26 protein-coding genes and 1 riboswitch are annotated in these 22239 nt (G+C 68.5%); of the genes, 11 read left to right on the top strand and 15 right to left on the bottom strand.

Annotated features, from left to right (window positions below; all coding sequences use genetic code 11):
* The first annotated feature begins 77 nt into the window (after window positions 1-77).
* Window positions 78-1661 (top strand): ABC-F family ATP-binding cassette domain-containing protein, encoded by a 1584-nt coding sequence (locus tag ACODSY_RS14290; RefSeq protein WP_488952425.1) that lies wholly within the window; start codon window positions 78-80, stop codon window positions 1659-1661.
* On the opposite strand, the gene ACODSY_RS14295 is transcribed toward ACODSY_RS14290, so the two are convergent.
* Genes ACODSY_RS14295 through ACODSY_RS14305 form a run of 3 tightly spaced genes read right to left on the bottom strand, consistent with a single transcriptional unit; the run spans window position 1658 to window position 2887 of the window.
* Window positions 1658-1948, bottom strand: a complete 291-nt coding sequence (locus ACODSY_RS14295) for a DUF1330 domain-containing protein (protein WP_488952426.1) — start codon at window positions 1946-1948, stop codon at window positions 1658-1660. The genes ACODSY_RS14290 and ACODSY_RS14295 overlap by 4 nt on opposite strands.
* Window positions 1945-2373 (bottom strand): PaaI family thioesterase, encoded by a 429-nt coding sequence (locus ACODSY_RS14300; protein ID WP_488952427.1) that lies wholly within the window; start codon window positions 2371-2373, stop codon window positions 1945-1947. Before ACODSY_RS14300 ends, ACODSY_RS14295 begins: the two co-directional genes overlap by 4 nt.
* Before the next feature lie 4 nt (window positions 2374-2377).
* The gene (locus ACODSY_RS14305) at window positions 2378-2887 is read right to left on the bottom strand and encodes a 6,7-dimethyl-8-ribityllumazine synthase (RefSeq protein WP_488952428.1); all 510 of its coding nucleotides are present in this window, start codon (window positions 2885-2887) and stop codon (window positions 2378-2380) included.
* 86 nt (window positions 2888-2973) lie between these two features.
* Window positions 2974-3141: riboswitch (FMN riboswitch) on the bottom strand.
* 357 nt (window positions 3142-3498) lie between these two features.
* On the opposite strand from ACODSY_RS14305, the gene ACODSY_RS14310 reads away from it, so the two are divergent.
* The 3 genes from ACODSY_RS14310 (at window position 3499) to ACODSY_RS14320 (ending at window position 5124) form a co-directional block, all read left to right on the top strand.
* Window positions 3499-3669: a hypothetical protein gene (locus ACODSY_RS14310; protein ID WP_488952429.1), complete on the top strand. Its 171-nt coding sequence runs from the start codon at window positions 3499-3501 to the stop codon at window positions 3667-3669.
* 50 nt (window positions 3670-3719) lie between these two features.
* Window positions 3720-4640, top strand: coding sequence for an alpha/beta hydrolase (locus tag ACODSY_RS14315; RefSeq protein WP_488952430.1), 921 nt, complete (start codon window positions 3720-3722; stop codon window positions 4638-4640).
* A gap of 106 nt (window positions 4641-4746) precedes the next feature.
* Window positions 4747-5124 carry a VOC family protein gene (locus ACODSY_RS14320; RefSeq protein WP_488952431.1) on the top strand — a complete coding sequence of 126 codons (378 nt, stop codon included), beginning with the start codon at window positions 4747-4749 and terminating at the stop codon, window positions 5122-5124.
* A 6-nt stretch (window positions 5125-5130) separates the two neighbouring features.
* Here the strand turns inward: ACODSY_RS14320 and ACODSY_RS14325 are convergent, their stop codons facing one another.
* Window positions 5131-5511: a group I truncated hemoglobin gene (locus ACODSY_RS14325; RefSeq protein ID WP_488952432.1), complete on the bottom strand. Its 381-nt coding sequence runs from the start codon at window positions 5509-5511 to the stop codon at window positions 5131-5133.
* Between the two features lie 99 nt (window positions 5512-5610).
* Here ACODSY_RS14325 and ACODSY_RS14330 point away from each other — a divergent pair, with 99 nt between their 5' ends.
* Complete coding sequence (locus ACODSY_RS14330; protein WP_488952433.1) at window positions 5611-6042, top strand: RrF2 family transcriptional regulator; 432 nt, start codon at window positions 5611-5613, stop codon at window positions 6040-6042.
* Here ACODSY_RS14330 and ACODSY_RS14335 read toward each other — a convergent pair.
* Genes ACODSY_RS14335 through ACODSY_RS14345 form a run of 3 tightly spaced genes read right to left on the bottom strand, consistent with a single transcriptional unit; the run spans window position 6039 to window position 7905 of the window.
* Window positions 6039-6482 carry a flagellar basal body protein gene (locus ACODSY_RS14335; RefSeq protein ID WP_488952435.1) on the bottom strand — a complete coding sequence of 148 codons (444 nt, stop codon included), beginning with the start codon at window positions 6480-6482 and terminating at the stop codon, window positions 6039-6041. The two genes, ACODSY_RS14330 and ACODSY_RS14335, sit on opposite strands and share 4 nt — an antisense overlap.
* Complete coding sequence (locus ACODSY_RS14340) at window positions 6482-6796, bottom strand: rod-binding protein (protein ID WP_488952436.1); 315 nt, start codon at window positions 6794-6796, stop codon at window positions 6482-6484. The genes ACODSY_RS14335 and ACODSY_RS14340 overlap by 1 nt, the downstream gene beginning before the upstream one ends.
* Window positions 6796-7905: a flagellar basal body P-ring protein FlgI gene (locus tag ACODSY_RS14345; RefSeq protein WP_488952437.1), complete on the bottom strand. Its 1110-nt coding sequence runs from the start codon at window positions 7903-7905 to the stop codon at window positions 6796-6798. The genes ACODSY_RS14340 and ACODSY_RS14345 overlap by 1 nt, the downstream gene beginning before the upstream one ends.
* A gap of 191 nt (window positions 7906-8096) precedes the next feature.
* Between ACODSY_RS14345 and fliX the strand changes: the two genes are divergently transcribed.
* Together fliX and dksA are read left to right on the top strand one after the other, a co-directional pair.
* Window positions 8097-8531, top strand: coding sequence for a flagellar assembly regulator FliX (gene fliX / locus ACODSY_RS14350; protein ID WP_488952438.1), 435 nt, complete (start codon window positions 8097-8099; stop codon window positions 8529-8531).
* 93 nt (window positions 8532-8624) lie between these two features.
* On the top strand, window positions 8625-9053 hold the full coding sequence (dksA, locus tag ACODSY_RS14355; RefSeq protein ID WP_488952439.1) for an RNA polymerase-binding protein DksA: 429 nt from the start codon (window positions 8625-8627) through the stop codon (window positions 9051-9053).
* Window positions 9054-9104: 51 nt separating this feature from the next.
* On the opposite strand, the gene ACODSY_RS14360 is transcribed toward dksA, so the two are convergent.
* Entirely contained in the window at window positions 9105-10280 is a 1176-nt protein-coding gene (locus ACODSY_RS14360) for a low temperature requirement protein A (RefSeq protein WP_488952440.1), read from the bottom strand.
* A 60-nt stretch (window positions 10281-10340) separates the two neighbouring features.
* Here ACODSY_RS14360 and ACODSY_RS14365 point away from each other — a divergent pair, with 60 nt between their 5' ends.
* Both ACODSY_RS14365 and ACODSY_RS14370 read left to right on the top strand, forming a co-directional pair.
* The gene (locus tag ACODSY_RS14365) at window positions 10341-10772 is read left to right on the top strand and encodes a VOC family protein (protein ID WP_488952441.1); all 432 of its coding nucleotides are present in this window, start codon (window positions 10341-10343) and stop codon (window positions 10770-10772) included.
* A 66-nt stretch (window positions 10773-10838) separates the two neighbouring features.
* On the top strand, window positions 10839-12887 hold the full coding sequence (locus ACODSY_RS14370) for an NAD(+) synthase (protein WP_488952497.1): 2049 nt from the start codon (window positions 10839-10841) through the stop codon (window positions 12885-12887).
* A 1-nt stretch (window position 12888) separates the two neighbouring features.
* On the opposite strand, the gene ACODSY_RS14375 is transcribed toward ACODSY_RS14370, so the two are convergent.
* A complete protein-coding gene (locus tag ACODSY_RS14375) occupies window positions 12889-13257 on the bottom strand; it encodes a hypothetical protein (protein ID WP_488952442.1) in 369 nt (122 codons plus the stop codon).
* 55 nt (window positions 13258-13312) lie between these two features.
* Window positions 13313-13459 (bottom strand): hypothetical protein, encoded by a 147-nt coding sequence (locus tag ACODSY_RS14380; protein ID WP_488952443.1) that lies wholly within the window; start codon window positions 13457-13459, stop codon window positions 13313-13315.
* A 98-nt stretch (window positions 13460-13557) separates the two neighbouring features.
* Here ACODSY_RS14380 and ACODSY_RS14385 point away from each other — a divergent pair, with 98 nt between their 5' ends.
* Entirely contained in the window at window positions 13558-14526 is a 969-nt protein-coding gene (locus ACODSY_RS14385; protein WP_488952444.1) for a LysR substrate-binding domain-containing protein, read from the top strand.
* Here ACODSY_RS14385 and ACODSY_RS14390 read toward each other — a convergent pair.
* On the bottom strand, window positions 14523-15125 hold the full coding sequence (locus ACODSY_RS14390; RefSeq protein WP_488952445.1) for an LOG family protein: 603 nt from the start codon (window positions 15123-15125) through the stop codon (window positions 14523-14525). The two genes, ACODSY_RS14385 and ACODSY_RS14390, sit on opposite strands and share 4 nt — an antisense overlap.
* Window positions 15126-15286: 161 nt before the next feature.
* Here ACODSY_RS14390 and ACODSY_RS14395 point away from each other — a divergent pair, with 161 nt between their 5' ends.
* Entirely contained in the window at window positions 15287-17131 is a 1845-nt protein-coding gene (locus ACODSY_RS14395) for an ABCB family ABC transporter ATP-binding protein/permease (RefSeq protein WP_488952446.1), read from the top strand.
* Between the two features lie 4 nt (window positions 17132-17135).
* On the opposite strand, the gene ACODSY_RS14400 is transcribed toward ACODSY_RS14395, so the two are convergent.
* The 4 genes from ACODSY_RS14400 to ACODSY_RS14415 all read right to left on the bottom strand — a co-directional run bounded on the left by ACODSY_RS14400 (window position 17136) and on the right by ACODSY_RS14415 (window position 22139).
* Window positions 17136-17552: a group III truncated hemoglobin gene (locus ACODSY_RS14400; protein WP_488952447.1), complete on the bottom strand. Its 417-nt coding sequence runs from the start codon at window positions 17550-17552 to the stop codon at window positions 17136-17138.
* Window positions 17552-18244, bottom strand: a complete 693-nt coding sequence (locus ACODSY_RS14405) for an alternative oxidase (protein WP_488952448.1) — start codon at window positions 18242-18244, stop codon at window positions 17552-17554. The genes ACODSY_RS14400 and ACODSY_RS14405 overlap by 1 nt, the downstream gene beginning before the upstream one ends.
* A gap of 121 nt (window positions 18245-18365) precedes the next feature.
* Window positions 18366-18899 carry a GNAT family N-acetyltransferase gene (locus ACODSY_RS14410; RefSeq protein WP_488952449.1) on the bottom strand — a complete coding sequence of 178 codons (534 nt, stop codon included), beginning with the start codon at window positions 18897-18899 and terminating at the stop codon, window positions 18366-18368.
* A gap of 3 nt (window positions 18900-18902) precedes the next feature.
* Window positions 18903-22139: an efflux RND transporter permease subunit gene (locus tag ACODSY_RS14415; RefSeq protein ID WP_488952450.1), complete on the bottom strand. Its 3237-nt coding sequence runs from the start codon at window positions 22137-22139 to the stop codon at window positions 18903-18905.
* Between the last annotated feature and the right edge of the window lie 100 nt (window positions 22140-22239).

The following is a 22239-nucleotide window of genomic DNA, read 5'->3' on the forward strand; positions in this document are numbered from 1 at the left end:
AACTCGAAGGAGCAGGCCGATGCGGCTCGCGCTGGACAACCCGATCACCCGTTGTGTCCACGCCACCGAGTCCGCCCATGCCCGCCTTCGTAACGCTCGACAGCCTCGGCTATTCCACGCCTGACGGCCGGAGCCTTCTCGACAACCTGACCCTGGCCTTCGGGGCCGAACGCACCGGCCTGGTGGGGCGCAACGGCGCGGGCAAGTCCACGCTGCTGCGGCTGATCCTCGGGGAGCTTGCACCCACTTCCGGCGCGGTCAGCGTGCGCGGTCGGTTGGGCGTCCTGCGCCAGGCCCTGATCCCGCCGCCGGGCGCCACCGCCGCCGAGCTGATGGGCGTGGCGGAGGGCGTGGCGCGGTTGCGTCGCATAGAGGCTGGGGAGGGCAGCGAGGACGACCTGGCCGACGCCGACTGGATGCTGGAGAGTCGGCTGGAGGCGACGCTGGCCGAGGTGGACCTCGCGGGCCTGGACCTCGACCGGCCGGCGGCGACCCTCAGCGGCGGCCAGGTCACGCGCGCCAGCTTGGCGGGCCTGCTCGCCGCCGAACCCGAGGTGCTGATCCTCGACGAGCCCACGAACAATCTCGACGCCGATGCGCGCGAGCGCGTGGCGCAGGTGCTGGATCGCTGGAAGGGCGGGGCCATCGTCGTCAGCCACGACCGTGGGCTGCTGCGCCGGATGGACCGGATCGTGGAACTCACGGGCCTCGGCGCCCAGGTCTACGGCGGCGGCTATGACCTCTATGCGGCGCGCAAGGCTGAAGCGGAGGCCGCGGCGGCCCGCGACCTGGCCGACGCCCAGAAGGACGCCGCGAGGATCGCCCGCGAAGTGCAGGTCGCCGCCGAACGGAAGGCCCGCCGTGATGCGGCCGGGAAGCGCGCGCGGGCTAGGGGCGACCAGCCCAAGATCATGCTGGACTTCAAGGCCGGGCGCGCCGAGGCCAGCGGTGGCCGGGAGCGCGCGGTCGGGGAACGCTTGAAGGCCGAGGCTGCCGAGGCCCTGGTCATTGCCGACGCGGCCGTCGAGCGTGTCCGACGCCTCGCCTTCGAGCTGCCGCCCTCGGGCCTGGCCGCAGGCAAGACGGTGTTGGCGTTCGAGGACGTGACGTTCGCCTATAGGGACGGGCCGCAGCTGATCGCCGGGCAGTCGTTCCGGATCACCGGCCCCGAGCGCGTGGCCGTCTCAGGTCCGAACGGCTCGGGAAAGACCACTCTGCTCCGCTTGGCCGCCGGCGAGCTGTCGCCGACCGTGGGACGCATCGACCGGGGCGTCGAAGCCGCCTTCCTCGACCAGCAGACGGCGCTGCTCGGCGACTACGGCAGCCTCATCGCCGCGTTCCGCCGACTCAATCCGGCCTCCAGCGAGAACGCCGCCCGCGCGGGGCTGGCTCGGTTCCTGTTCCGCAACACGGCCGCCGAGAAGCCCGTACGCGCGCTGAGTGGGGGCGAGCGCCTTCGCGCCGCGCTGGCGTGCGTGCTGCTGGGTGACCGCCCCCCGCAGCTCCTGATCCTGGACGAGCCGACCAACCACCTGGACCTGGACTCCATAGGCGCCGTCGAGGCCGCGCTTGCGGGCTACGACGGCGCCCTTCTGGTGGTCAGCCACGACCGCGACTTCGTGGACGCGATCGGGATCGAGCGGGAGATCGTGCTGCGCTAGCCGAACCCCGGCGTCATCACGATCGCGCCGTCCGACGCGGCGAGGCGGTGCTTGGCGATCTCCTGGTATTCCGGCGAGCCGGCCCAGGTCAGCGCGCTGTCGCGAACGGGGAAGGCCAGGATGACCAGCCGGCGGTTGTCGGCGGGGCCCTCCAGCACCTCCGGCGCGTCGGTCACGGCCAGCACCTGGCCGCCATACTTGGCGAAAATCGGCATGAAGCCGGCCTCGTACTGGCCATAGCGCTCGCGGTCGTGGATCGCGATACGAGCGACGATGTAGTGGGTCATGCCGCCACCTGCTTTCTCACCACACGGAACACCGCGTTCGCCCGGGCGCAGGGCTGGCCGTCTGCGGTGACGAAGGCCTGGGTGAAGCACAGTGTGCCGCCCGGCTTCACGAACACCGTGTCCCACTCGATCCATTGGCCCTGCAGCGCCGAGCCCAGGAAATCGACGGTGAGGTTCACCGTCACCAGGCTGGAGAGGTCGCCCAGCTTGCGCGCGCAGGTCAGGCCCATGGCGTTGTCCGCCAGCGCCGAGATCAGGCCGCCGTGGACGAAACCGCGGCTGTTGCAGTGGGCCGCGCCGGCGCGCAGGCCCAGCACGACCGTGTCGCCCGAGATGCGCCGGTACAGCGGCTCCCAAGGGTCGGTGACCGGGCTCCTGCGGTCATGCCGCTCGAACCCTTCCGGGACGTCGAGGATCTGGTCCATGGCGTCACGCGGCCGCCAGACGGGCCAGGCTTTCCAGCGTGCCCTGCACGGCCCGCGCGGCCTCGGCGCCCTTCAGCCGGAAGTGGTCGTGGAAGAAGGCGTTGTGGACCTCGGTCTCCTGGTAGTTGTGCGGCGTGAGCACCACCGAGAAGACGGGCGTCTCGGTGTCGAGCTGCACGCGCATCAGAGCTTGGACGACCGTGGTGGCCACGAAGTCGTGGCGGTAGATGCCCCCATCCACCACGAACGCCGCGCCGACGATCGCAGCGTAGCGGCCGGTGCGGGCCAGGGTTTGAGCATGCAGCGGGATCTCGAATGCCCCGGGCGTCTCGAAGCGTTCGACGGTCTCGGGCGGGAAGCCCAGGCGTTCGAACTCTTCGACGAAGCCGACGTGCGACTGGCGCACGATGTCGGCGTGCCAGAGCGCATGGACGAAGGCGATCCGGCCGGCGCGGAAGGCGCCGTTGGCGGTGGGGAACTCCAGCGTGGGCTTGGAGGCGATAGCTTGGGTCATGGTTCGTCTCCCTGACGGGTTCGAAGGACCACGACTCAGGGGGCAGGCCGCGCGCACGGGTGACGGAATCCGCCCCTCGCGAACACGACCGTTCTCATAACCGGACTATGACCGTCGGCTCCGGGATCGCACCGGCTCTGCTCGTCCCCTCCGTAGCCGAGGCTTAGGAGGGCGCCCGCGGGCTCGTCCCCGTCTCTTGCGAGGGGAGGGGCATTACCGCCGGTGGGGAGTTGCACCCCGCCCTGAGAACGTAGACCGCCGGAACATCCGACGGCAGGTTCAAGATAATCCTGTTCCCCTGCGTCAAACAAGCGTTTGAAGGGGTCGGAAATTTAGGGGTTGACATTGCCATCCGCTTAGTACAATTTCTCCTGGTCCAGAGGTGTGCGCAAATATAATAGTTGCGTGCGCCTTTTTGCGTCTGTATACGCCGCTCGTCGGGAGGAATCCCGGCGGGCTTTTTTGTGCCGCCTGGTCCGCGGCGCACGTCTGACAACTCGATCCAGGCCCTAGAGGGCCAACCCGCGCGAGGGCCCGCCTTCGCGCGCGATCGCCTGTCGCCCGCCGCCGCCCGCATTCCAGCCCGCAAGGGCGCAACCGAAGGAGCCTGGATGAACCCCATTCGCGCCAACACCACCCGTCAGCCCAAATCCTCTCGAGCCGCCAAGGAGATCCGCCCCATGTCCCACAGCTTCGTCCGCATCCTCGACGTCGGCGCCTCCATCCTCATCGTGGTGCTCGCCACGATCACCGCCGGGGCCACCGCCGCCCTCGGCGCCTAGGCCCGACGCTCTCCGTCCGCCCACCGTTCCGAACACATCCGGAGATCTGAATGAGCGCGCACCACGTTTCCGCGTCCGATTTCGAGTCCGAAGACCTGGGCCCCGCCGTCATCGACTGGACGGCCAGCCATCGCATCCGCTCCGAGGCCATCGGCCAGGACTTCCTCATCGAGGTCGCCTGGCCCATCGGCCCCGTGGCGCCGGGGGAGAAGGTCCCGGTCGTCTATGTCCTGGACGGCAACGCCGCCTTCGCCATGACCGTCCAGATCGCGCGGTCCCTGCAGTACGGCCCGTTCCCGCTGCCGAAGACTTTCGTCGTCGGCATCGGCTACCACGGCGCGCACGGGGGCAGGGGGCTGCGTCCGGGCCAGCTGCGGATGCGCGACCTGACGCCCTGCAACGACGAACCGACCGAGGCGCGCCTGCGGGCCGCCCCGGCCGCGTGGCGTTTGCCGCCCGGCCTTCGTTTCGGCGGGGCGGGCGCCTTCCTCGACTTCATCGAGACGGCGGTGAAGCCCTTCGTGGCCGGCCGCTATCCGGTGGACCGCAACGACGAGACCCTGCTCGGCATGTCGGCCGGCGGGCTATGCGCCCTCTACGCCCTGTTCACGGCGCCGGAGACCTATGAGCGCTACGTCGCGCTCAGCCCGGCGCTCTATTGGGGCGGACGGCGGCTGTTCGACCTCGAAGCCCAGCTGGCCGCCCGCACGCCGGACCTGCCGGCGAACCTGTTCCTGGGCGTGGGCGGGCTGGAGGAAACCCACGACGCCGACCAGCGGCTGGTGTCGAACCTCTATGAGATGGAGGCGCGGATCCGCAGCCGGGCCTATCCCAGTCTCGAACTGGACTTCCATGTCTTCCCGGAGGAGACGCACATGTCCGTGTTTCCAGCCGGCGTGAGCCGCGGGCTCTCCTGTGTGTTCGGCGGTCCGGGCGACGTCTCGGACTGGGGCAGGGCGCTTCGAGCCTAGGGCGCAGGCCGGGGGCCGCGTTCGCCCGGCTCCCGGTTCGTCCCCCGAGCCCTTGCGGCGGGGGCGCCGCGCGCACAGCTAAGGTCGAGTTTGGAGGAGGCTTCCCATGTTCGACCACCTGTCCCTCGGCGTCCGCGACCTGGATGCGGCTCGCGAGTTCTACGATGCCTTCTTCGCCCCCCTCGGCGCCGCCGTTTCGTCGGCGACCGCGAAGGAACTGGCCTACGGGCCGGGCGGGCAGGCGGGTCTCTTCTATCTCTATCCGGTGAGCGGCGATCAGGTCGCCGGCCTGGGCGCGCACCTGGCCTTCACGGCCGACAGCCGCGCCGCCGTCGACGAAGCCTATCGCCAAGCCATGGAGCACGGCGCGACGACGATCCGGGCCGCCGGTCCGCATCCCGACATCGCACCTGCCTACTACGGCTGCGTGATCCTGGATCCAGACGGCAACAAGCTGGAGATCGTCGCCGGCACGATGCATTAGCGGTCCTTAGGCGGCGACCTTCTCGCGGCCCAGGACGTCGTCGCGGACCGACTCGGCGATCTGGGCGACCTCGGCGATCGCGGCCGAGACCACGCCCAGTTCGCGCAGGGTGAGCGCCAGGTTCTCGACCACGGCGTCGAAGTGCTCGTCATTCAGGCCTTGCGCCACCAGGTGCGCATGGCCCCGGCGCATGTCTTCGCCCGTGTAGGTGTTGGGTCCGCCGAAGGCCATGACCAGGAAGGCGCGCTGCTTGCCGATCTGCTTCTGCATGTCCACGCCCTCGAAGAAGCGGGCGATCCGCGTATCGGCCAGCACGTGCTTGTAGAAGATGTCCACCGCGGCCTTCACCGCCGGGGCGCCGCCGATGCGTTCGTAGAGCGAGCTCATATAGTCCCTCGTTAAGTGGTAAATCAGATGCCTGTTTGATAAGTGGCGGCGGATATACCACTTTAAGCGCGGCCACAAGGGCCGCTGCATCGAGAACCCATGCGTCTGAGCCTGCACACGGACTACGCCCTTCGCGCGCTGATCTACCTGGCCAGCATGCGCGACGAAGCGACCACGGCGGCGGCGATCGCCGGCTCGTACCGCATCTCCAAGAACCACCTGGTCAAGGTGCTGCAGCGCCTGCGCGACCTGGGCTATGTGGAAACGGCGCGCGGCCGGGGCGGCGGCGTGCGGCTGGCCGTGGATCCCGCGACCGTGCGGTTGGGCGATGTCGTGCGCAAGACCGAGGAGCTCGACGAACTCGTCGAATGCTTCAACGCCGAGACCAATACCTGTCCGATCGCCTCTGCGTGCCTGTTGCCGCGGCGGCTGAGCGAGGCCACCCAGGCCTTCCTGGCGGTGCTCGACCGCTACACCGTCGCCGACGTATCGGCCAACCGACAGGCGATCACCGCGATCCTGGGCAACTAGGCCCTTTTGTTCAGCGTGATCGCGGTGGCGTTCGCGCCGCCGTATTGCGTGCCGCTGGCCCCATAGACGGTCGCCTGGGTGCGCTGGCTCGCGACTTCCTCGGCGATGCACTTCACCAGGCCCTCGGTGACCGTGCGGGCGGCTTCGATGGCGCGGCCCTGGCGGGCGAGGACCGCGTCGAAGGCCTCGGTGGCGCGCACCAGGCGGGTGCGGGCCTCCAGCGGCGCGCCCTCGACCAGCCGCGGGTCGGCGCGCACGCGGGTGCTCTCGTGGCGATAGAGGTTCGCCAGCCGGGTCGTCTCCTCCAGCATGGAGGCGGCGTCCTGCGGCCGGCGCTGTTCGAACGCCTGGGCCTGCTGGGCGATCAGTTCGGTCAGGCGCTCGGTCAGGATGACGAGCTGTTCGACGCGGTCTGTGGCGTCGCTGGCGGCGATGGCCATTACTGGAGCCCCTGCAACTTCAGGATTTCACGCTGGACGGTGTCGGCGATGCCGATCCCGCCCGACTTGGCGACCTGCTTGCCCATGGCCTCGGTCATGAGCGAGCGGAACATCTCCTCGCCCTGGCCGCCGCCGAACGGGCCGTCGGTCTCGAGGCCCGCGAACATCTGCTGGAACATCGACGACAGGAACTGGGCCTCGAACTTTTCGGCTACGTCCTTGGCCTTGCCGCGCGCCAGGTCCGCGCCGGTGGTCTGGGCGGTCGGCGTCAGCAGGTTGGGCGAGATCGTCGCGGGCGAGATCGGGCTGGCCATCACATCACCTCGATTTCGGCCTGCAGCGCGCCGGCGGCCTTGATGGTCTGCAGGATGGAGATCATGTCCCGCGGCGTGACGCCCAGCGCGTTCAGCCCGGCCACCAGGTTCGAGAGCGAGGTTCCGGACTTCACCGTCAGGAACTGCTTGCCCTTCTCTTCCTCGACCGAGATGTCCGACTGCGGCACCACCGTGGTCTCGCCGCCGCGGGCGAACGCGCCCGGCTGGCTCACCGCCGGCTGCTCGCGCACCGTGATCGTCAGGTTGCCCTGCTGGATCGCCACCGTCGACACGCGGACCGCATCGCCCATCACGATCACCCCGGCCACCTCGTCGATCACCACCTTGGCCCCGTTGTCGGGCTCGACGGTCAGGTTCTCGACCTGAGCCATGAAGCTGACCATGTCCTGGCCGGCCGGCGGGCGGATGGTGACGATGGTGGGGTTCTCGGCCACGGCCGAGCCGGCGTAGGCCAGGTTGACGGCGTCGGCGATGCGCCGGGCGGTGGTGAAGTCGGGGTTGCGCAGCGTCATCCGCATCTGGCCCATGCTGGCCAGCCGGAAGCCGATCTCGCGCTCGACGCTGGCGCCGCCGGCGATTCGGCCCGCGGTGGGCACGCCCTTCAGGACCGTCGAACCGGACGCGCCGCCCGCGCTGACCGATCCGGTCTGCACCGTGCCTTGCGCCACGGCATAGGCCTGGCCGTCCGCGCCCATCAGCGGTGTGACCAGCAGCGTGCCGCCCAGCAGGCTCTTCGCGTCGCCCAGCGCCGAGACGGCGGCGTCGATCTGCGCGCCGGGCGCGGCGAACGGCGGCAGCTTGGCGGTGACCATCACCGCCGCCACGTTCTTGGTGTTGAGGTTGGCGTCGCGGACGTTGACGCCCAGCCGCTCCAGCATCGCTTCCAGGCTTTGCTTGGTGAAGGGGGCGTTGCGCAGCGCGTCGCCCGTGCCGTTCAGCCCCACCACGATGCCGTAGCCGACCAGCTGGTTCTCGCGCACGCCCTCGAACTCGACGATGTCCTTGATGCGCGACTTGGCGGCCGCCGGCTGGGCCGCGAGGGCCGCGGCGGCGAGGATCAGGGCGGAGAGCAGACGGACCGGACGCATGTCGACCTTCGGGCGGAATTGTTCGCAAGGGTCAAAGCGAGATCCGTGCCAGTTGAAAACTGCAATGAAAACAGAGGTCCGGGCGGGCAGGTGGGCAGTTTCGACTAGGCAGAAAAAGCCACCTGTTAACCATGCTTCAAGCTTGCCGGGCGAAGGTGCCCAGCGAGTTTAGAGGGCCGGGCGTCCATCCCATGAAAGTCAGCGGAACAGGCGGCGTGTCGCAGGCGTCGGGGGCCAAGCCCGCGGCGCGCGCGGGCGGTGGCGGCGGTTTCTCGCTGTCGGGCGTCTCGGCGCCCGCGGCGCCGACCCAGGTGTCGGGCGCCGCGGGCGTTTCCAGCGTCATGGGCGTGGAAGCGTTGCTGGCCCTGCAGGATGTGGAATCGCCCACCGAGCGCAAGCGTCGCTCGGTCAAACGCGCCAGCCGCCTGCTCGACCAGCTCGACGGCCTGAAGGTCGCGCTGCTGGGCGGCGAGCTCTCCCAAAGCCAGTTGGACGGCCTCTCCCGGGCCATTCGCGAGCAGCGCGCCGCCACCGACGATCCGCAACTGGAAGCGGTTCTTGACGAGATAGAAACCCGTGCGGCGGTAGAGCTTGCCAAGCTCGAGGCTGCAGGACGCCGTGGATAACCCCCTGCGTCGTTTCGGCGGCGTTGAAACCATCGGTCTTTTTGATATACAGCCGGCGCGTGTCTCAGGGGTTCCAGGGGGCGTGAGGTTTTCATGAAGACAGCCACAGTTCTGGCTGAGGTGCCCGACTATCGTCCTTCCGAGGACGAGGAGTTCATGAACGAGCGTCAGCTTGAGTATTTCAAGCAGAAGCTCCTGGCGTGGAAAGAAGACATCCTCCGCGAATCTCGCGAGACGCTGTCGCATCTCCAAAAGGAAACTGAGAACCATCCTGATCTTGCAGATCGGGCGTCCTCGGAGACCGACCGCGCTCTTGAACTTCGTACGCGGGATCGTCAGCGTAAGCTCATCTCCAAGATCGACGAGGCGCTGCGCCGTATCGAGGACAACTCGTATGGCTACTGCGAGGAGACCGGCGAGCCCATCGGGCTGGCCCGGCTCGACGCCCGCCCGATCGCGACGCTGAGTCTCGAGGCGCAGGAGCGGCACGAACGCCGCGAGCGCGTCCACCGCGACGACTGACCCGGCCCGCGAGGGCAGGGGGGCGAGGCCTTGCGGTCTTTCAGCCCGCGCTCAGGGGTGGGGCTGCGGGCGTGCGAACGTCGGCAGCGTCAGTGTCTCCCAGGCCGCGACGACGATGAGCGAGGCGGTCGCCAGGGCCGACAGCGCCAGCGGCGTCATGTGCGTGGCTCCGGCGGTCATCAGCCCCAGCAAGGCCAGTCCGGCGAAGCGTGGCGCCGAGACCGCCCCGAACACCGCGAATTTGAACCAGGCCCCGCCAAGCAGGAACAGCGCCGGGCCGCCCAGCATCAACCAGATCGTTGCCGGCTCGATGTGGCCCAGAGGGTGCGCCAGGGCCAGTTCGTCGCCCGCGGCCGTGACGATGATCCCCGCGACCACCGGAATGTGCGCGTAGGTATAGGCGATCCGGGCAATCCGCCCGGGGTCGTCGGAATCCGCGATGGCATGGGCGCCGGCGTCCGCATGCGCGTTGAAATAGATCCACCACATGGCGATGGAGCCGCCCAGGCTGGCCACCGCCGCGGCTACTGCGGCCGCGTCCCAGGTGTGGGTGGCGAAGGTCGCGCCCGTCACCAACACCGACTCGCCGAGGCAGATGATGATGAAGAGGCCGCAGCGCTCGGCCATGTGCGCGCCCTCCACCGTCCAGTCCGCGGTCACGCTGCGCCCGAGGCCCGGGGTCCAGTAGCCGGCCGGAGCCGCCACGAACTCGATGGCGAGCGCGGCCGCCCACAGGGGCAGGTGAAGCTCGGGCGGCCCCAAGGCGCCGGCGATCCAGAACCCGCCCGAGAGCGCGAACCAGGCGGCGATCCGCACGAAATTCTGGCTCAGCCCCGGGTCGCTCCGGCTGGCCCAGACCATGAAGAGGCTGCGGCCCACCTGCAGGACCACATAGGCCAGGGCGAAGGGGACGGCCCGCTCTCCGAACGCCTCTGGCAGGGACGTCGACATCACCAGCCCCAGGCCCATCAGCACGAAAAGCATGGCCCGGACGACGACGTGGTCCGGGTCGAGCCAGTTGGTGATCCAGGTGGTGTAGATCCACGCCCACCACACCGCGAGCATCAGCAGCATCGCGTGCAAGGCGCCTGGTCCATCCAGGTGCGCCAGCAGGCTGTGGCTGAGCTGGGTGATGGCGAACACGAATACCAGGTCGAAGAACAGCTCGACGTTCGTCACGCGAGCGTGGCGGCCATGGACACGTTCTCTCAGCATCGGTCTTTTCATGGCGCCTCCGTTTGCGATGCTAGGCGTTGAGCCCTCGAGGCCACAACGGGAGACAGCGCCATGGTGAAAGTCGTCGGCATCGACCACCTCGCGATCCGGGTCGGCGATTTCGCGGCCTCGAAGGCGTTCTATGGGAAGCTCTTCCCCTTCCTGGGCTTCGAGATCCTGGACGAGTTCGACACCTCGATCGGCTGGACCAACGGCAAGACCCGCTTCTGGATCAGCCAGTCCGAGGCGGGTCGCCACCATCACCACCGGACCGGCGACGTCGGCTTCCACCACTACGCCTTCGAACTCCAGAGCCGGGCGGAGGTGGACGAACTGCAGGCCTTCGTGCGCGACCACCTGCACGCGACCATCGTGGATCCCGCGGCCGAGTACTACGACGACTACTACGCCGTCTTCTTCCTGGATCCGGATGGCCTCAAGCTGGAGGGCATGAAGTATGGCGAACTCACCGCGAAGGGCGCCAAACCCGACAATGACGCTTAGGTTTTGCTCAGACCTTCCTGCCAAGCTATATATGCTCAAAGTGAGCATTAGTCCGGACGGGAGCACCTGGTGACAAAGGCCTTCCAATCGATCCACACCCACGGCTTCGTCCGGGCCGCGGTGTGCACCCCGTCTGTGCTGCCGGGGGACCCGGGCTTCAACGCCGCCGAGACGCTACGCATGGCGCGGCAGGGCGACGTCGAGAGCTGCGACCTGATGCTGTTCCCCGAGCTGGGGCTGTCGGCCTACGCCATCGACGACCTGTTCCTGCAGGACGCTCTGCTGAAGCGCGTGGAGGCCGAGATCGCCGCCCTGGCCGACGCCAGCAAGAGCCTGAAGCCCGTGCTGGTGGTGGGCGCGCCCGTCGCCGTGAATGGGCGGCTCTACAACTGCGCCGTCGCCATCTCGCGCGGCCGCATCCTGGGTGTCACGCCGAAAAGCTTCCTGCCCAACTATCGGGAATATTACGAGAAACGCTGGTTCGCGCCGGGCGTCGGCGTCACCGGATTGGAGACGCGGCTGGCCGGTCAGACCGTGCCGTTCGGCACGGACCTCGTCTTCGAGGCCGAGGACCTGCCCGACTTCATCTTTCACCTGGAGGTCTGCGAGGACTTCTGGGCCCCGCTGCCGCCGTCCACCGCCGGGGCCATGGCCGGCGCCCTGATCCTCTGCAACCTGTCGGCGTCGAACATCGTGGTGGGCAAGGCCGACGACCGCGAGGTTCTGTGCGCCAGCCAGTCGATGCGCTGCCAGGCCGCGTACCTCTATTCGGCCGCCGGGCCGGGGGAGAGCACCACCGACCTCGCCTGGGACGGCCAGGCCTCGATCCACGAACTCGGCCGCCGGCTCGCCCAGACCGACCGCTTCCCTTCGGCCTCGCAGATGGCCGTGGCCGACATCGACGTCGAGCGCCTGCGCCTGGAGCGGATGCGCACGCCCACCTTCAACGACGGCGCGGTTGCCGCCGGCCACCCGGAAAAGCAGTTCCGTCGCGTGCGCTTCGCTCACCAGCCGCACTTCGACGACGTGGGCCTGATCCGGCCGCTGGACCGCTTTCCCTTCGTGCCCGACGACCCCGCGCGCCTCGACAAGGACTGCTACGAAGCTTTCAACATCCAGGTGCAGGGCCTGGCCAAGCGGATCCAGGCCACGAAGTCCAAGCACATCGTCATCGGCGTCTCGGGCGGCCTCGATTCGACCCATGCCCTGATCGTCGCCGCCAAGGCCTTCGACGCCGTGGGCCTTCCCCGTGAGAACATCCTGGGCTTCACCATGCCCGGCTTCGCCACCAGCGAGGGCACCAAGGCCAACGCCTGGGCGCTTATGAAGGGCCTGGGCGTCACCGGCGCCGAGATCGACATCAAGCCGACCGCGCGGCTGATGCTGGAGGAGATGGGCCATCCGTTCGCGAACGGCGAGCCGGTCTACGACATCACCTTCGAGAACGTGCAGGCCGGCCTGCGCACCGACTACCTGTTCCGACTGGCGAACCAGCGGGCCGGCTTCGTCCTGGGCACCGGGGATCTGTCCGAACTGGCCCTGGGCTGGTGCACCTACGGCGTTGGCGACCAGATGAGCCACTACAACGTCAACGGCTCGCTCGCGAAGACCCTGATCCAGCACATGATCCGCTGGGTGGTGAAGACCAAGCAGTTCGAGGAGGGGGCTTCGGCGACTCTGCTGTCGATCCTGGGCACCGAGATCTCGCCCGAGCTGGTCCCGGCCGGCGCCGACGGCGCGATCCAGAGCACCCAGGCCAAGGTCGGCCCCTACGAGCTGCAGGACTTCAGCCTGTTCCACATCACCCGCTTCGGGCTGCGGCCGTCCAAGGTGGCGTTCCTGGCCTGGCACGCCTGGCGCGACGTGGCCCGCGGCGACTGGCCCGAGAATTTCCCCGAGGAAGCCCGCAACGCCTACGACCTGGCGACGATCAAGAAGTGGCTGAGGGTGTTCCTGTTCCGCTTCTTCGAGATCAGCCAGTTCAAGCGCTCGGCCATGCCGAACGGTCCGAAGGTGATCTCGGGCGGCGCCTTATCGCCGCGGGGCGACTGGCGGGCGCCCAGCGACGGGACGGCGCGGGTGTGGCTGGACGAGCTGGAAGCGGGGGTGCCTTAGGCTACTCGACGAAGCTTGGTGAGAGGCGTTCGGCTGGCGTCGGCTTGCGAAGCTTTAGCGCGACATCCCAGGGCTGGAACCCCGACCGGATCCGGCCGCGTCCGCAGTCGTCGACGAAGATGACGAAGTAGGGCGGGTCCAGGGCGTCCGTCATCACGTAGCTGACCAGCAGCTTCACGGTGCGCCCCCGGATCGTCACGTCGGGGTGTGCCAGGTCCCAATGGTCGTCGCTGTCGCCGAACCAGCCGCGCCCCTGGGGGACGAGCACGTGTTCGTAGAATTCCGGCGTCACTTGGAAGCGGCATCGCGCCGCGGCGTCCATCGCCGGCAACAGGCTGAACGCTAGACCGAGACTGGCGATCAGACGCATCGGCACGTTCCTCCGACGGAAAGCTCCGCCGGTACGCGCCTGAGCGCAAGAGTCTTCAGCGCGTCGGCTTCAGTCCCGTCGGCAGGCGCTCGTGGCTCTTCCGTTCGGCCCATTTCCGCGCCAGCCAGCGCCAGCCGGGGATAACCCAGTCGGCCCAGTAGCCGAAGGGAACGTCCTTATGGATGCGGTGTAGCTCTTCCATGTCCATCTCCCGTCCAGGGGTGATCTGTCTCTAGGAAGATGGCGTCCGGAACGCGGCTCCACAAACCGGTTCTCCTGTTGTATTCATAAGTCAGCCTTATGTCTGATCCGCTCGCCGCCATCCCGCTCAGCGCCATCCGCGTCTTCGAGGCCGCCGCCCGGCTCGGCAGCTTCACGCGCGCCGCCGAGGAGCTGGGAATGACCCAGGCTGCGGTCTCCTGGCAGGTGAAGGCGCTGGAGAAGCGGCTGGATCAGGCCCTGTTCCGGCGCCTGCCACGCGAGGTGGCGCTGACGCCGGCCGGCGAACGCCTGGCGCGGGCGGCGAGCGAGGCGATGGGCGCGTTGCGCACCGCCATAGGCGACATCACCGACAGCGGCTCGGGGGTGCTCTCGATCACCGTCCTGCAGACCTTCGCCACCCAGTGGCTCGCGCCGCGCCTCGGCGCGTTCCAGGTGGACCATCCCGAGATCGCCGTGCGGCTGGATTCCTCCCAGCGGCTGGTCGACCTGACCCGTGACGAGTTCGACGTCGGCATCCGCGGTGGCCGCGATGGGCAGTGGCCCGGCCTGGAGTCGATCTACCTGTTCCCCTCCGCCCAGACGGTGCTGGCGACGCCCGAGGCGCTGGCGGCCATGGGGCCCGATCCCCGTCCTGAAGACCTGCTCAAGGTCGAGCGGGTGGGATCCGAGCGGGAATGGGCCACCTGGTTCGCCAACGCCGGTGTCACCTCGGAGCCGGTCGACGCGCCGGCCGCGCCGCGCATCACCGCCGACACCCAGGTCCTCGAGGTGGCGACCGCCGTGGCCCGCGGCGCGGTGGGGATCGGCTCGCCGGTCATGTTCGCCCGCGACATAGAGGCGGGCCGGCTCAGCCAGCCGTTCGAGATCTACATCAGCGACGTCGGCGGCTATTGGCTGGCCTATCCGCAGGACCGCCGCCGCACGCGAAAGATCGCGGCCTTCCGCGATTGGCTGCTGGACCACGTGCGGGTGGATCCCGCGGCGCAGCGCCAACTCGCTCGCCGGGCGGGCGCGGCCCCGGCCGACCGCTCCGACGACTGGACCTAGCCGCGACGCCCGACGGCCGCCTCGGACGGGTAGCGCTCTCGGCCCTGGCCCAGCAGCGCCGGCACCACTTCGTCCACGGTCTCGACCGAGACCCAGGCGTTCATGAATTCGGGCGGGGTCAGCTTCTCGTCGACGGTGTGCTGGAACAGCTTGAACAACGGTTCCCAGAAGCCGCGTGGGTTGTAGAAGACGACCGGCTTGGCGTGCAGGTCGAGGCGGCGCCAGGACAACAGCTCCACAACCTCTTCCAGCGTGCCGATGCCGCCCGGCAGGATCACGAAGCTGTCCGACCGCTGGAACATGAGCATTTTCCGCTCATGCATGTTGTCGACGATGATGTGCTCGACGGTCTCGAGCGCGCGCTCCTTGCCGACCAGGAAGGTCGGGATGATGCCCAGCACCTCGCCCCCGGCGTAGTGCGCGCCGAGCGCCACGGCGCCCATCAGGCCCACGCCGCCGCCGCCGTAGACCAGCTTGATCCCCGCATCCGCCAGAGCCTTGCCCAGCGCGGAGGCCGCGGTCAGGAATTCGGCGTCCGCCTCGTCGGAGGATCCGCAGAAGACACAGGCCGATTCCAGGCGTTGGCGCTCACGCCGCATAACGCTTACTCCAGGGAAAACTCATGGGGCCGCTTGCCTACACGGCGCGCAAGCCCAACTAGCTAGCGTCAGGGTTAAGGAGTTTCGGGCAGGTCGTGAAGAGGGCGTGGGTTTTCTCGAAGTCGCCGCGGGTGGCGCAGACGTTGGCGGGGGCCTGACGCATGGTCCACGCGCACATGGCCCACTCCCGGTTCAGCGGCCCAGGCGCCGTCGAGCCCAAGGAAGCGAAATTCGACTTCTGGTCGTCGATGGCCGATCTCGGCGCCCTGGTCATGCGCTCGGGCGCGCCGCAGCTTCGCCTGAGGATCGCCTCGGCCCTTGTGCTGGTGTTCGTCGGCAAGCTGTGCGGCGTGCTGGCGCCCGTCATGCTGGGCGATGCGATCAACACCCTGACGCCCGCCCAGCGGGGCGGTGTGTCGCTGGGGGCGAGCTTCATCGGCCTGGCCATCGCCTTCGCGGCCCTTCGGCTGGTCGCCGCCTGCGCGCCGTTCGCCCGCGACGCGGTCTTCACGCGGGTCTCGCAATCGACCATGGCCAGGGCGGCGGTCGAGAGCTTCGGCCACGCGCTGTCCCTGTCGCTGGATTTCCACCAGACGAAGCAGAGCGGAACCTTGTCGCGGGTCATCGACCGCGGCGCGCGCTCGACCGACTTCCTGATCCGCAGCCTGATCTTCAGCCTGGGCCCCACCTTCGTCGAACTGATCCTGGCCATGGGCGTGATGGTAGTGCGGCTTGACTGGCGCTTCGCGCTCACCGCCTTCGCCACGCTGGTGATCTACGCCGTCGTCACCTTCAAGATCACCGACTGGCGGCTGTCGCATCGGCGCGAGCTGAATGACGCCGAGAACCGCGCCGCCGGCCTCTCGGCCGATGCGCTGATGAACTACGAGACCCTGAAGTCCTTCGGCGCCGAGGACCGGCTGGTCGACAGCTACGGCGCCGCCATGGCCCGCTACGTCGACGCCAGCTCGCGCGCAAACGGCTCGCTGAACATGCTGAACGGCGCCCAGTCGCTGATCCTGAACGTCGGCTTGGCCGCCCTGACCGTCATGGCCGGCTACGAGGTGACCGGCGGCCGGCTGCAGGTGGGTGACATCACCATGGCTATCCTGCTGCTCTCCGGCCTCTACGCGCCGCTGGGCATGCTGGGCTTCCAGTACCGCGAGATCCGCCAGGGCCTCATCGACATGGAGCAGATGGTCTCGCTGAAGGAGATCCGGCCCGACATCGTCGACGCGGACACCGCCCAGCCGCTGCCGCCGGCCAGCGGGCAGGGCGCGGCCATCGCCTTCGAGCAGGTCAGCTTCCGCCACGACGCCCGCTCGTCGGGCCTGCTCGACGTCAGCTTCGACGCGAAGCCCGGCCAGACGGTGGCCCTGGTCGGACCCTCGGGTTCGGGCAAGACCACGGCCGTCCGCCTCGCCATGCGCCTCCTGGATCCGCAGGAAGGCCGGGTCACGATCGATGGGGTCGACATGCGCCAGGTGCGCCAGGCTGAACTGCGCCGCGCCGTGGCCCTGGTCCCGCAGGACGTGGCCCTGTTCAACGACACCCTCTACGCCAACATCGGCTTCGCCCGCCCCGACGCCACTCCCGAGGAGGTGAGGGCGGCGGCCGATGCGGCCGAACTCGGCCCCTTCATCGACGGCCTGCCGAACGGCATGCAAACCCGCGTGGGTGAACGTGGGCTCAAGCTCTCGGGCGGCGAACGCCAGCGGGTCGGCATCGCCCGCGCCCTGTTGGCCAACCCGCGACTGCTGATCCTGGACGAGGCCACCAGCGCCCTCGACGGCCCCACCGAGGCGGCGATCCAGGAGACCCTGCGCAAGGTGAAGGCCGGCCGCACCACCCTCGTCATCGCCCACCGGCTCTCGACCATCGTCGACGCCGACCAGATCCTGGTCCTGCGCCGCGGGCGGATCGTGGAGCGCGGGACCCACGCCGAGCTGCTGGAGAACCAGGGCGAATATGCCGCCCTCTGGCGGCGGCAGACCCGCGAGGCCTAGCGGCTCAGGCCTCGAGTGGCGGGATCTCGCCCCGGCTGACGGCCAGGCCGAGGGCGAGGCTGCGGCCGATCATCCGCGACTTCTCCACGAAGAGCTGGGCCGCCGCCGGGGGGCAGACCTCGTAGGCGGTGGCCGCGAACAGGTCGAGCCAGATGGGAAAATGTTCGTCGGCGATCGCGGGGTTGCGCGCATGCGCCGCCATCGGGGAGCCCTTGAACCGGCCGGTCATCAGCAGGACCGAGGACCAGAAGTCGCACAGCTTGGCCAGGTGCGCGTCCCAGTCGTCGATGGCGGCGTTGAAGATCGGCCCCAGAACGGGGTGCAGGCGCACCCTTCCGTAGAAGGTGTGCACTTGGCGTTCGATCAGGGCTTCATCGATCCCGACGGCGACGCCGGGACCGATGCGGGGCCTGGGCTCCATCAGGCGGCCTCTTTCCAGTGCGGCTGCAGGGGCTCGTGCGGCCACACGGCCGGGATCCTCATCGCGGGCATGATGCCCGCCAGTTCGTTGGCGAAGCCGTGGTTCACGTCGCGGTGGTGAGCCTCGTCGGCCCGCACCACTTCCACGACGTCGCGCAGCGTCGCGTCGGCCGGCAGGTTCCAGTAGGCCTTGGCGATCTCAGGCGCGGCCACGTTCGGCGAGCGGCCCTCGTCGATCTCGGCGAGATAGTGGGTGTAGCTGATCACCGCCTCTTCCTCGAAGTAGCCGACCACGCGGTGCGCGGTCTTGGGCGACACCAGGTAGAGGCCGAAGAAGAACATGTAGAAGATCCACTGGGCCGCCACGACCACGAAGCGTTCGAACGACGTCGGCTTGGCCACCTCGATGAACGTCATCAGGTGCATCCGCTCGTTCTCGGCCTCGTCCATCAGCGTCTTGATCCAGCCGCGGTCGTCGCACATCCGGCGCAGGCACTTCAGGTGGTTGAGGGTCGCGCCGACCATCCCGGGGACCGCGGCCACGGTCTCCAGCACCACTGCACGGTGGCCATAGCGCTTGGCGAAGAAGGTGTCGGCGCAGAAGCGCAGGGCCTTGACGAACCCGAAGGCGACGCGGTCCGAGGCGCCGAGCGGCTGGTGGTGGACGCCATAGTCGGCGAGGGGAGCGATCACTTTGAAACTCCTGGGGACTTGAGCCGCTGGGGGGCGGCAGGAACTGTCCCGGGAGATACGCCGCGCCCGTCGCCGCCACCATTCGTGGGCGCCCCCTACGTAGCGCTACGGAGGGCCGTCCTCAGATCGCCTTGCCCATGTGGACCAGCGGCACCGCGGCCCCGCCCCGGGAGTCCTCGATCGCCTCGATGTCGGCGTAGCCGCACTGCGCGTACAGCGCCCGGCCGGAAAGGGTGGCCATGAGTTCTACCCGCTTGAACCCCTCGGCCCGCGCGGCCGCCTCGCAGAGCTGCAGGATCAGCCGGCCGACGCCGCGGCGGGCGAAGTTCGGGTGTGTGTACATCGCCCGCACCCGTGCGGCCTCCGTCGCGGGGTCGAGCACGGCGGCGTCCCGACCGGGGGTATGGTCGCCGCCATAGAGCGTGGCCCGCCGGCTCCAGCCGCCGCATCCGGCGATGGCGCCGTCGGCCTCGACCACGAAATAGGTGCCGTCGATCAGCAGCTGGCGGTCCAGCCCCATGATCATGCGGCTGGACTCGATCTGCGCCGGATCCAGGAACCCCTTCTGCAGCTCGGCGATGGCAGCCTCCATCACCGCGGCGAGCGCGGAGGCGTCGTCGACCGTCGCGATGCGGTGAGTCAGCCCACCCGCCACGGCCTATTCCGCGGCGCGAGGCACGTCATCGTTGCCGACCGGGGGCAGGGCGACCGAGCGCTTCGGCTTGGGCTTGCCGATGGTGTGGTCGCGGATCCAGCCGAAGCGGCGCGAGTAGACCTTGGGCGCCGCCAGCATGACGGGCGTGAGCACCAGCGTCAGCAGGGTCGCAAACGACAGCCCCCACACCACCGACGCCGAGAGCTGCACCCACCAGGTCGAGCCCGGCGCCTTGTACTCGATGTGGCCGGTGTGGAAGTTAGGGTGGATCTGGAACATCAGCGGCAGGAGGCCCACCACCGTCACCAGCGTGGTCAGCACCACCGGCCGGAACCGCTGCGCCGCCGCCCGGATCGCCGCCTCGTCGGCGGAATAGCCCTCGTGGCGCAGGTGGTAGAAGGTGTCGACCAGCACGATGTTGTGGCCCACGACCACCCCGAACAGGGCCACGACGCCCGTCCCCAGCATGATGACCGAGATGTAGGGGAACGTGTTGCCCAGGTTGACCTGCACGCCCAGCAGCACGCCCACGGTCGACAGGATCACCGCCGAGAGCGTCACCAGCACCCCGTAGAAGCTGTTGAACTGCCAGAGCAGGATCACGAACATCATGAAGAGCGAGGCGGCCATGGCGGCCATGAAGAACTGCGCCGCCTCGGCCCCTTCTTCGTCAGCCCCCGTGAATTTCCAGCGGACGGCGCTGTCGATCGGGGCCTTCTCCAGCCATGGCCGGAGTTCCTGGATCTTCAGGTTCGAGGCGACGCCCTCGATGGTGTTGGCCTGGATGATCACCAGGCGCTGCGAATCGCGGCGCTGGATCTGGGTCACCTGCTGCGCCGGGACGCGCTTGATGAAGTAGCTGGCCGGCACCGGTCCCGTGGGTGTGGTGATCTTGAGCTGTTCCAGGGCGGCGACATTCCGCGCGTCGGCCGGGAAGCGGACGCGGATGTCCAGCTCGTCCTCGGCGTCGTCGGGCCGGTAGCGGCCCATCAGCACGCCGCCGGTGAGGAACTGGATGGTCTGGCCCACCGACAGGACGTCGACCCCGTAGCGGCCGGCGGCCTCGCGGTCGACGGCCAGGTTCCACTCGATGCCGGGTGAGGTGCGGTTGTCCTCCAGCTCGATCAGTTGGCGGTCCGAGGCGAACTTCGCCTTCACCAGGTCCGCCGCGCGGTTCAGCGCGACGGGATCGTTGCTCTGGAGCTGGACCTGGATGTCCTTGCCCACCGGCGGGCCGTTCTGCGGTCCGCGAACCTCGAGTTGCAGGCCGGCCACTTCGCCCAGACGCTGCTTGACGGTGTTCTCGATATCTCGGCCCTGCAGCCCCAGCTTCACCCGCTCCTCGTAGTCGACGAAGTCGATGCGGATGCGGCCGACGGTGTCGTTCGGGGCGGAGTTCGGGCCGCCGTTCGAGGTGAAGCCGCCCGCCCGGACGTAGAACGACTCCACGCCCTTGATGCCGACGAGCCGGCCTTCGACTTGATGGACGAGGTCGTCCTGCGCCTCGGGCGAAAGGTTGCCCCGCGCCTTCACGAACACGTCGACGAACTCGGGGTCGTCCGAGAAGAAGAACTCGGTCTTGTGCTTCGTCGTGCCGAACCAGAAGACGATCGCGAAGATGATGACGATCGCGCCCGCGAAGGTGCGCGTGGGATGCGCGCCCAGGACGGTGAGCGAGCGGGCGTACCAGCCCATGAAGCCCTTCATCTCGCGCGGATCGCCGTGTTCGGACTTGGCGATCTCGGCCAGGTGGTCCTGGTCGATGGCCGTCTTGCGGGCGAAGATCGAACCCAGCGCCGGCGTGAAGATCAGGGCCACGAAGATCGAGGCGCCCAGCACGAAGAACAGGGTCAGCGGCAGGAAGCTCATGAACTTCCCGGCGATCGAGTTCCAGAACATGAACGGTACGAAGGCGCACAGCGTGGTCAGGGTGCCGTTGGCCACCGGCCAGAACATCCGCTTGCCGGCGGCGGCGAAGGCCTCGGCCTTGGGCAGGCCCTCGGCCATGCGTCGGTCGGCGTATTCCACCACCACGATGCCGCCGTCGACCAGGATCCCCACCGCCAGCACCAGGCCGAACATCACCATCATGTTCAGGGTCACGCCCATGCCGGTCATCATCAGGAACGACAGCAGGAAGCAGATCGGGATCGAGGCGCCCACCATCAGGCCCTGGCGGATGCCCAGGCTGGCCACGATGATCATCATCACCAGCAGGCTGGCCATGATCAGGCCGCTCTCCAGCACCACCAGGGTGCGGCCGATGAAATCGCTCTCGTCGTAGGTGAAGTTCAGCTTGACCGTCGAAGGCCAGTTCTTCGCCTGGGCCTCGGTGACCTTGCGGATGGTCTTCACGGTCTCGAGGATGTTGGCGCCGCCGCGCTTGGAGACCTCGAGGATGAAGGCCGGCTGGCCGTTGAAGCGGCTGATGGAGCTCGATTCCTTGAAGGTGCGGTGCACCTCGCCGATGTCGCCCATCGTCACCAGGCGGTCGCCGTTCTTCTTGATCGGCAGGGCCAGGATGTCGGCCGGCTCCTCGACCACGCCCGGCACCTTCACGGCGAACTGGCCGGAACCCGAGCGCAGCGAACCCGCCGGGACCAGCTGGTTGTTGCGGCCGATCACCTGGGCGATCTCACCCGTGGTGACGTTGTAGGCCTCCATCCGCAGGGGATCGATGGTGACCTCCAGGACCTCCTCGCGCGCGCCGCTCATGTAGACCTCGAGGACCCCCTCGGTGCCTTCCAGGCGCTCCTTCAGCGCATTGGCGACGCGGAACAGCTCGCGTTCGGGCGCGGAACCCGAGATGACGATGCCGATCACCGGCTCGCCCGAGAAGTTCTGCTCCTGGATGATCGGCTCTTCGGCGTCGGGCGGGAACTTCCCGCGCGCCAGGTCGACCTTGGCGCGGACGTCCTCCAGCGCCTTGTCCTTGTCGAAATCGGCCTCGAATTCGAGGGTCACCACGGCGACGCCCTGTCGGGCGACGCCGTTCATGGACTCGATGCCCTCCATGGTCTGGAGCTCGAGTTCCAGCGGCTTGACCAGCAGGCGCTCGGCGTCTTCCGGCGACACGCCGGGGTAGGGGACCACCACCGAGATGTACGGCAGGTCGATGTCGGGCTCCGACTCCCGCGGCATGTTCAGATAGGCGAACAGGCCGAAGATCGCGGCGATCAGCGTCACGCCGAGCACGACCTTGCGCCGTTTGATGGCTCCGTCGATCAGCGGACCGATCATCTCGTTTCCCCCTGAGCGCCTTCAGGCGAAGTGGATTCCGGTTCGCCGCCCGGAAGGCGCTCAACTTCAAGAAAGACCGCCGACGCTCTCACGAGCATCG

Source organism: Phenylobacterium sp. FG114, from assembly GCF_057809855.1.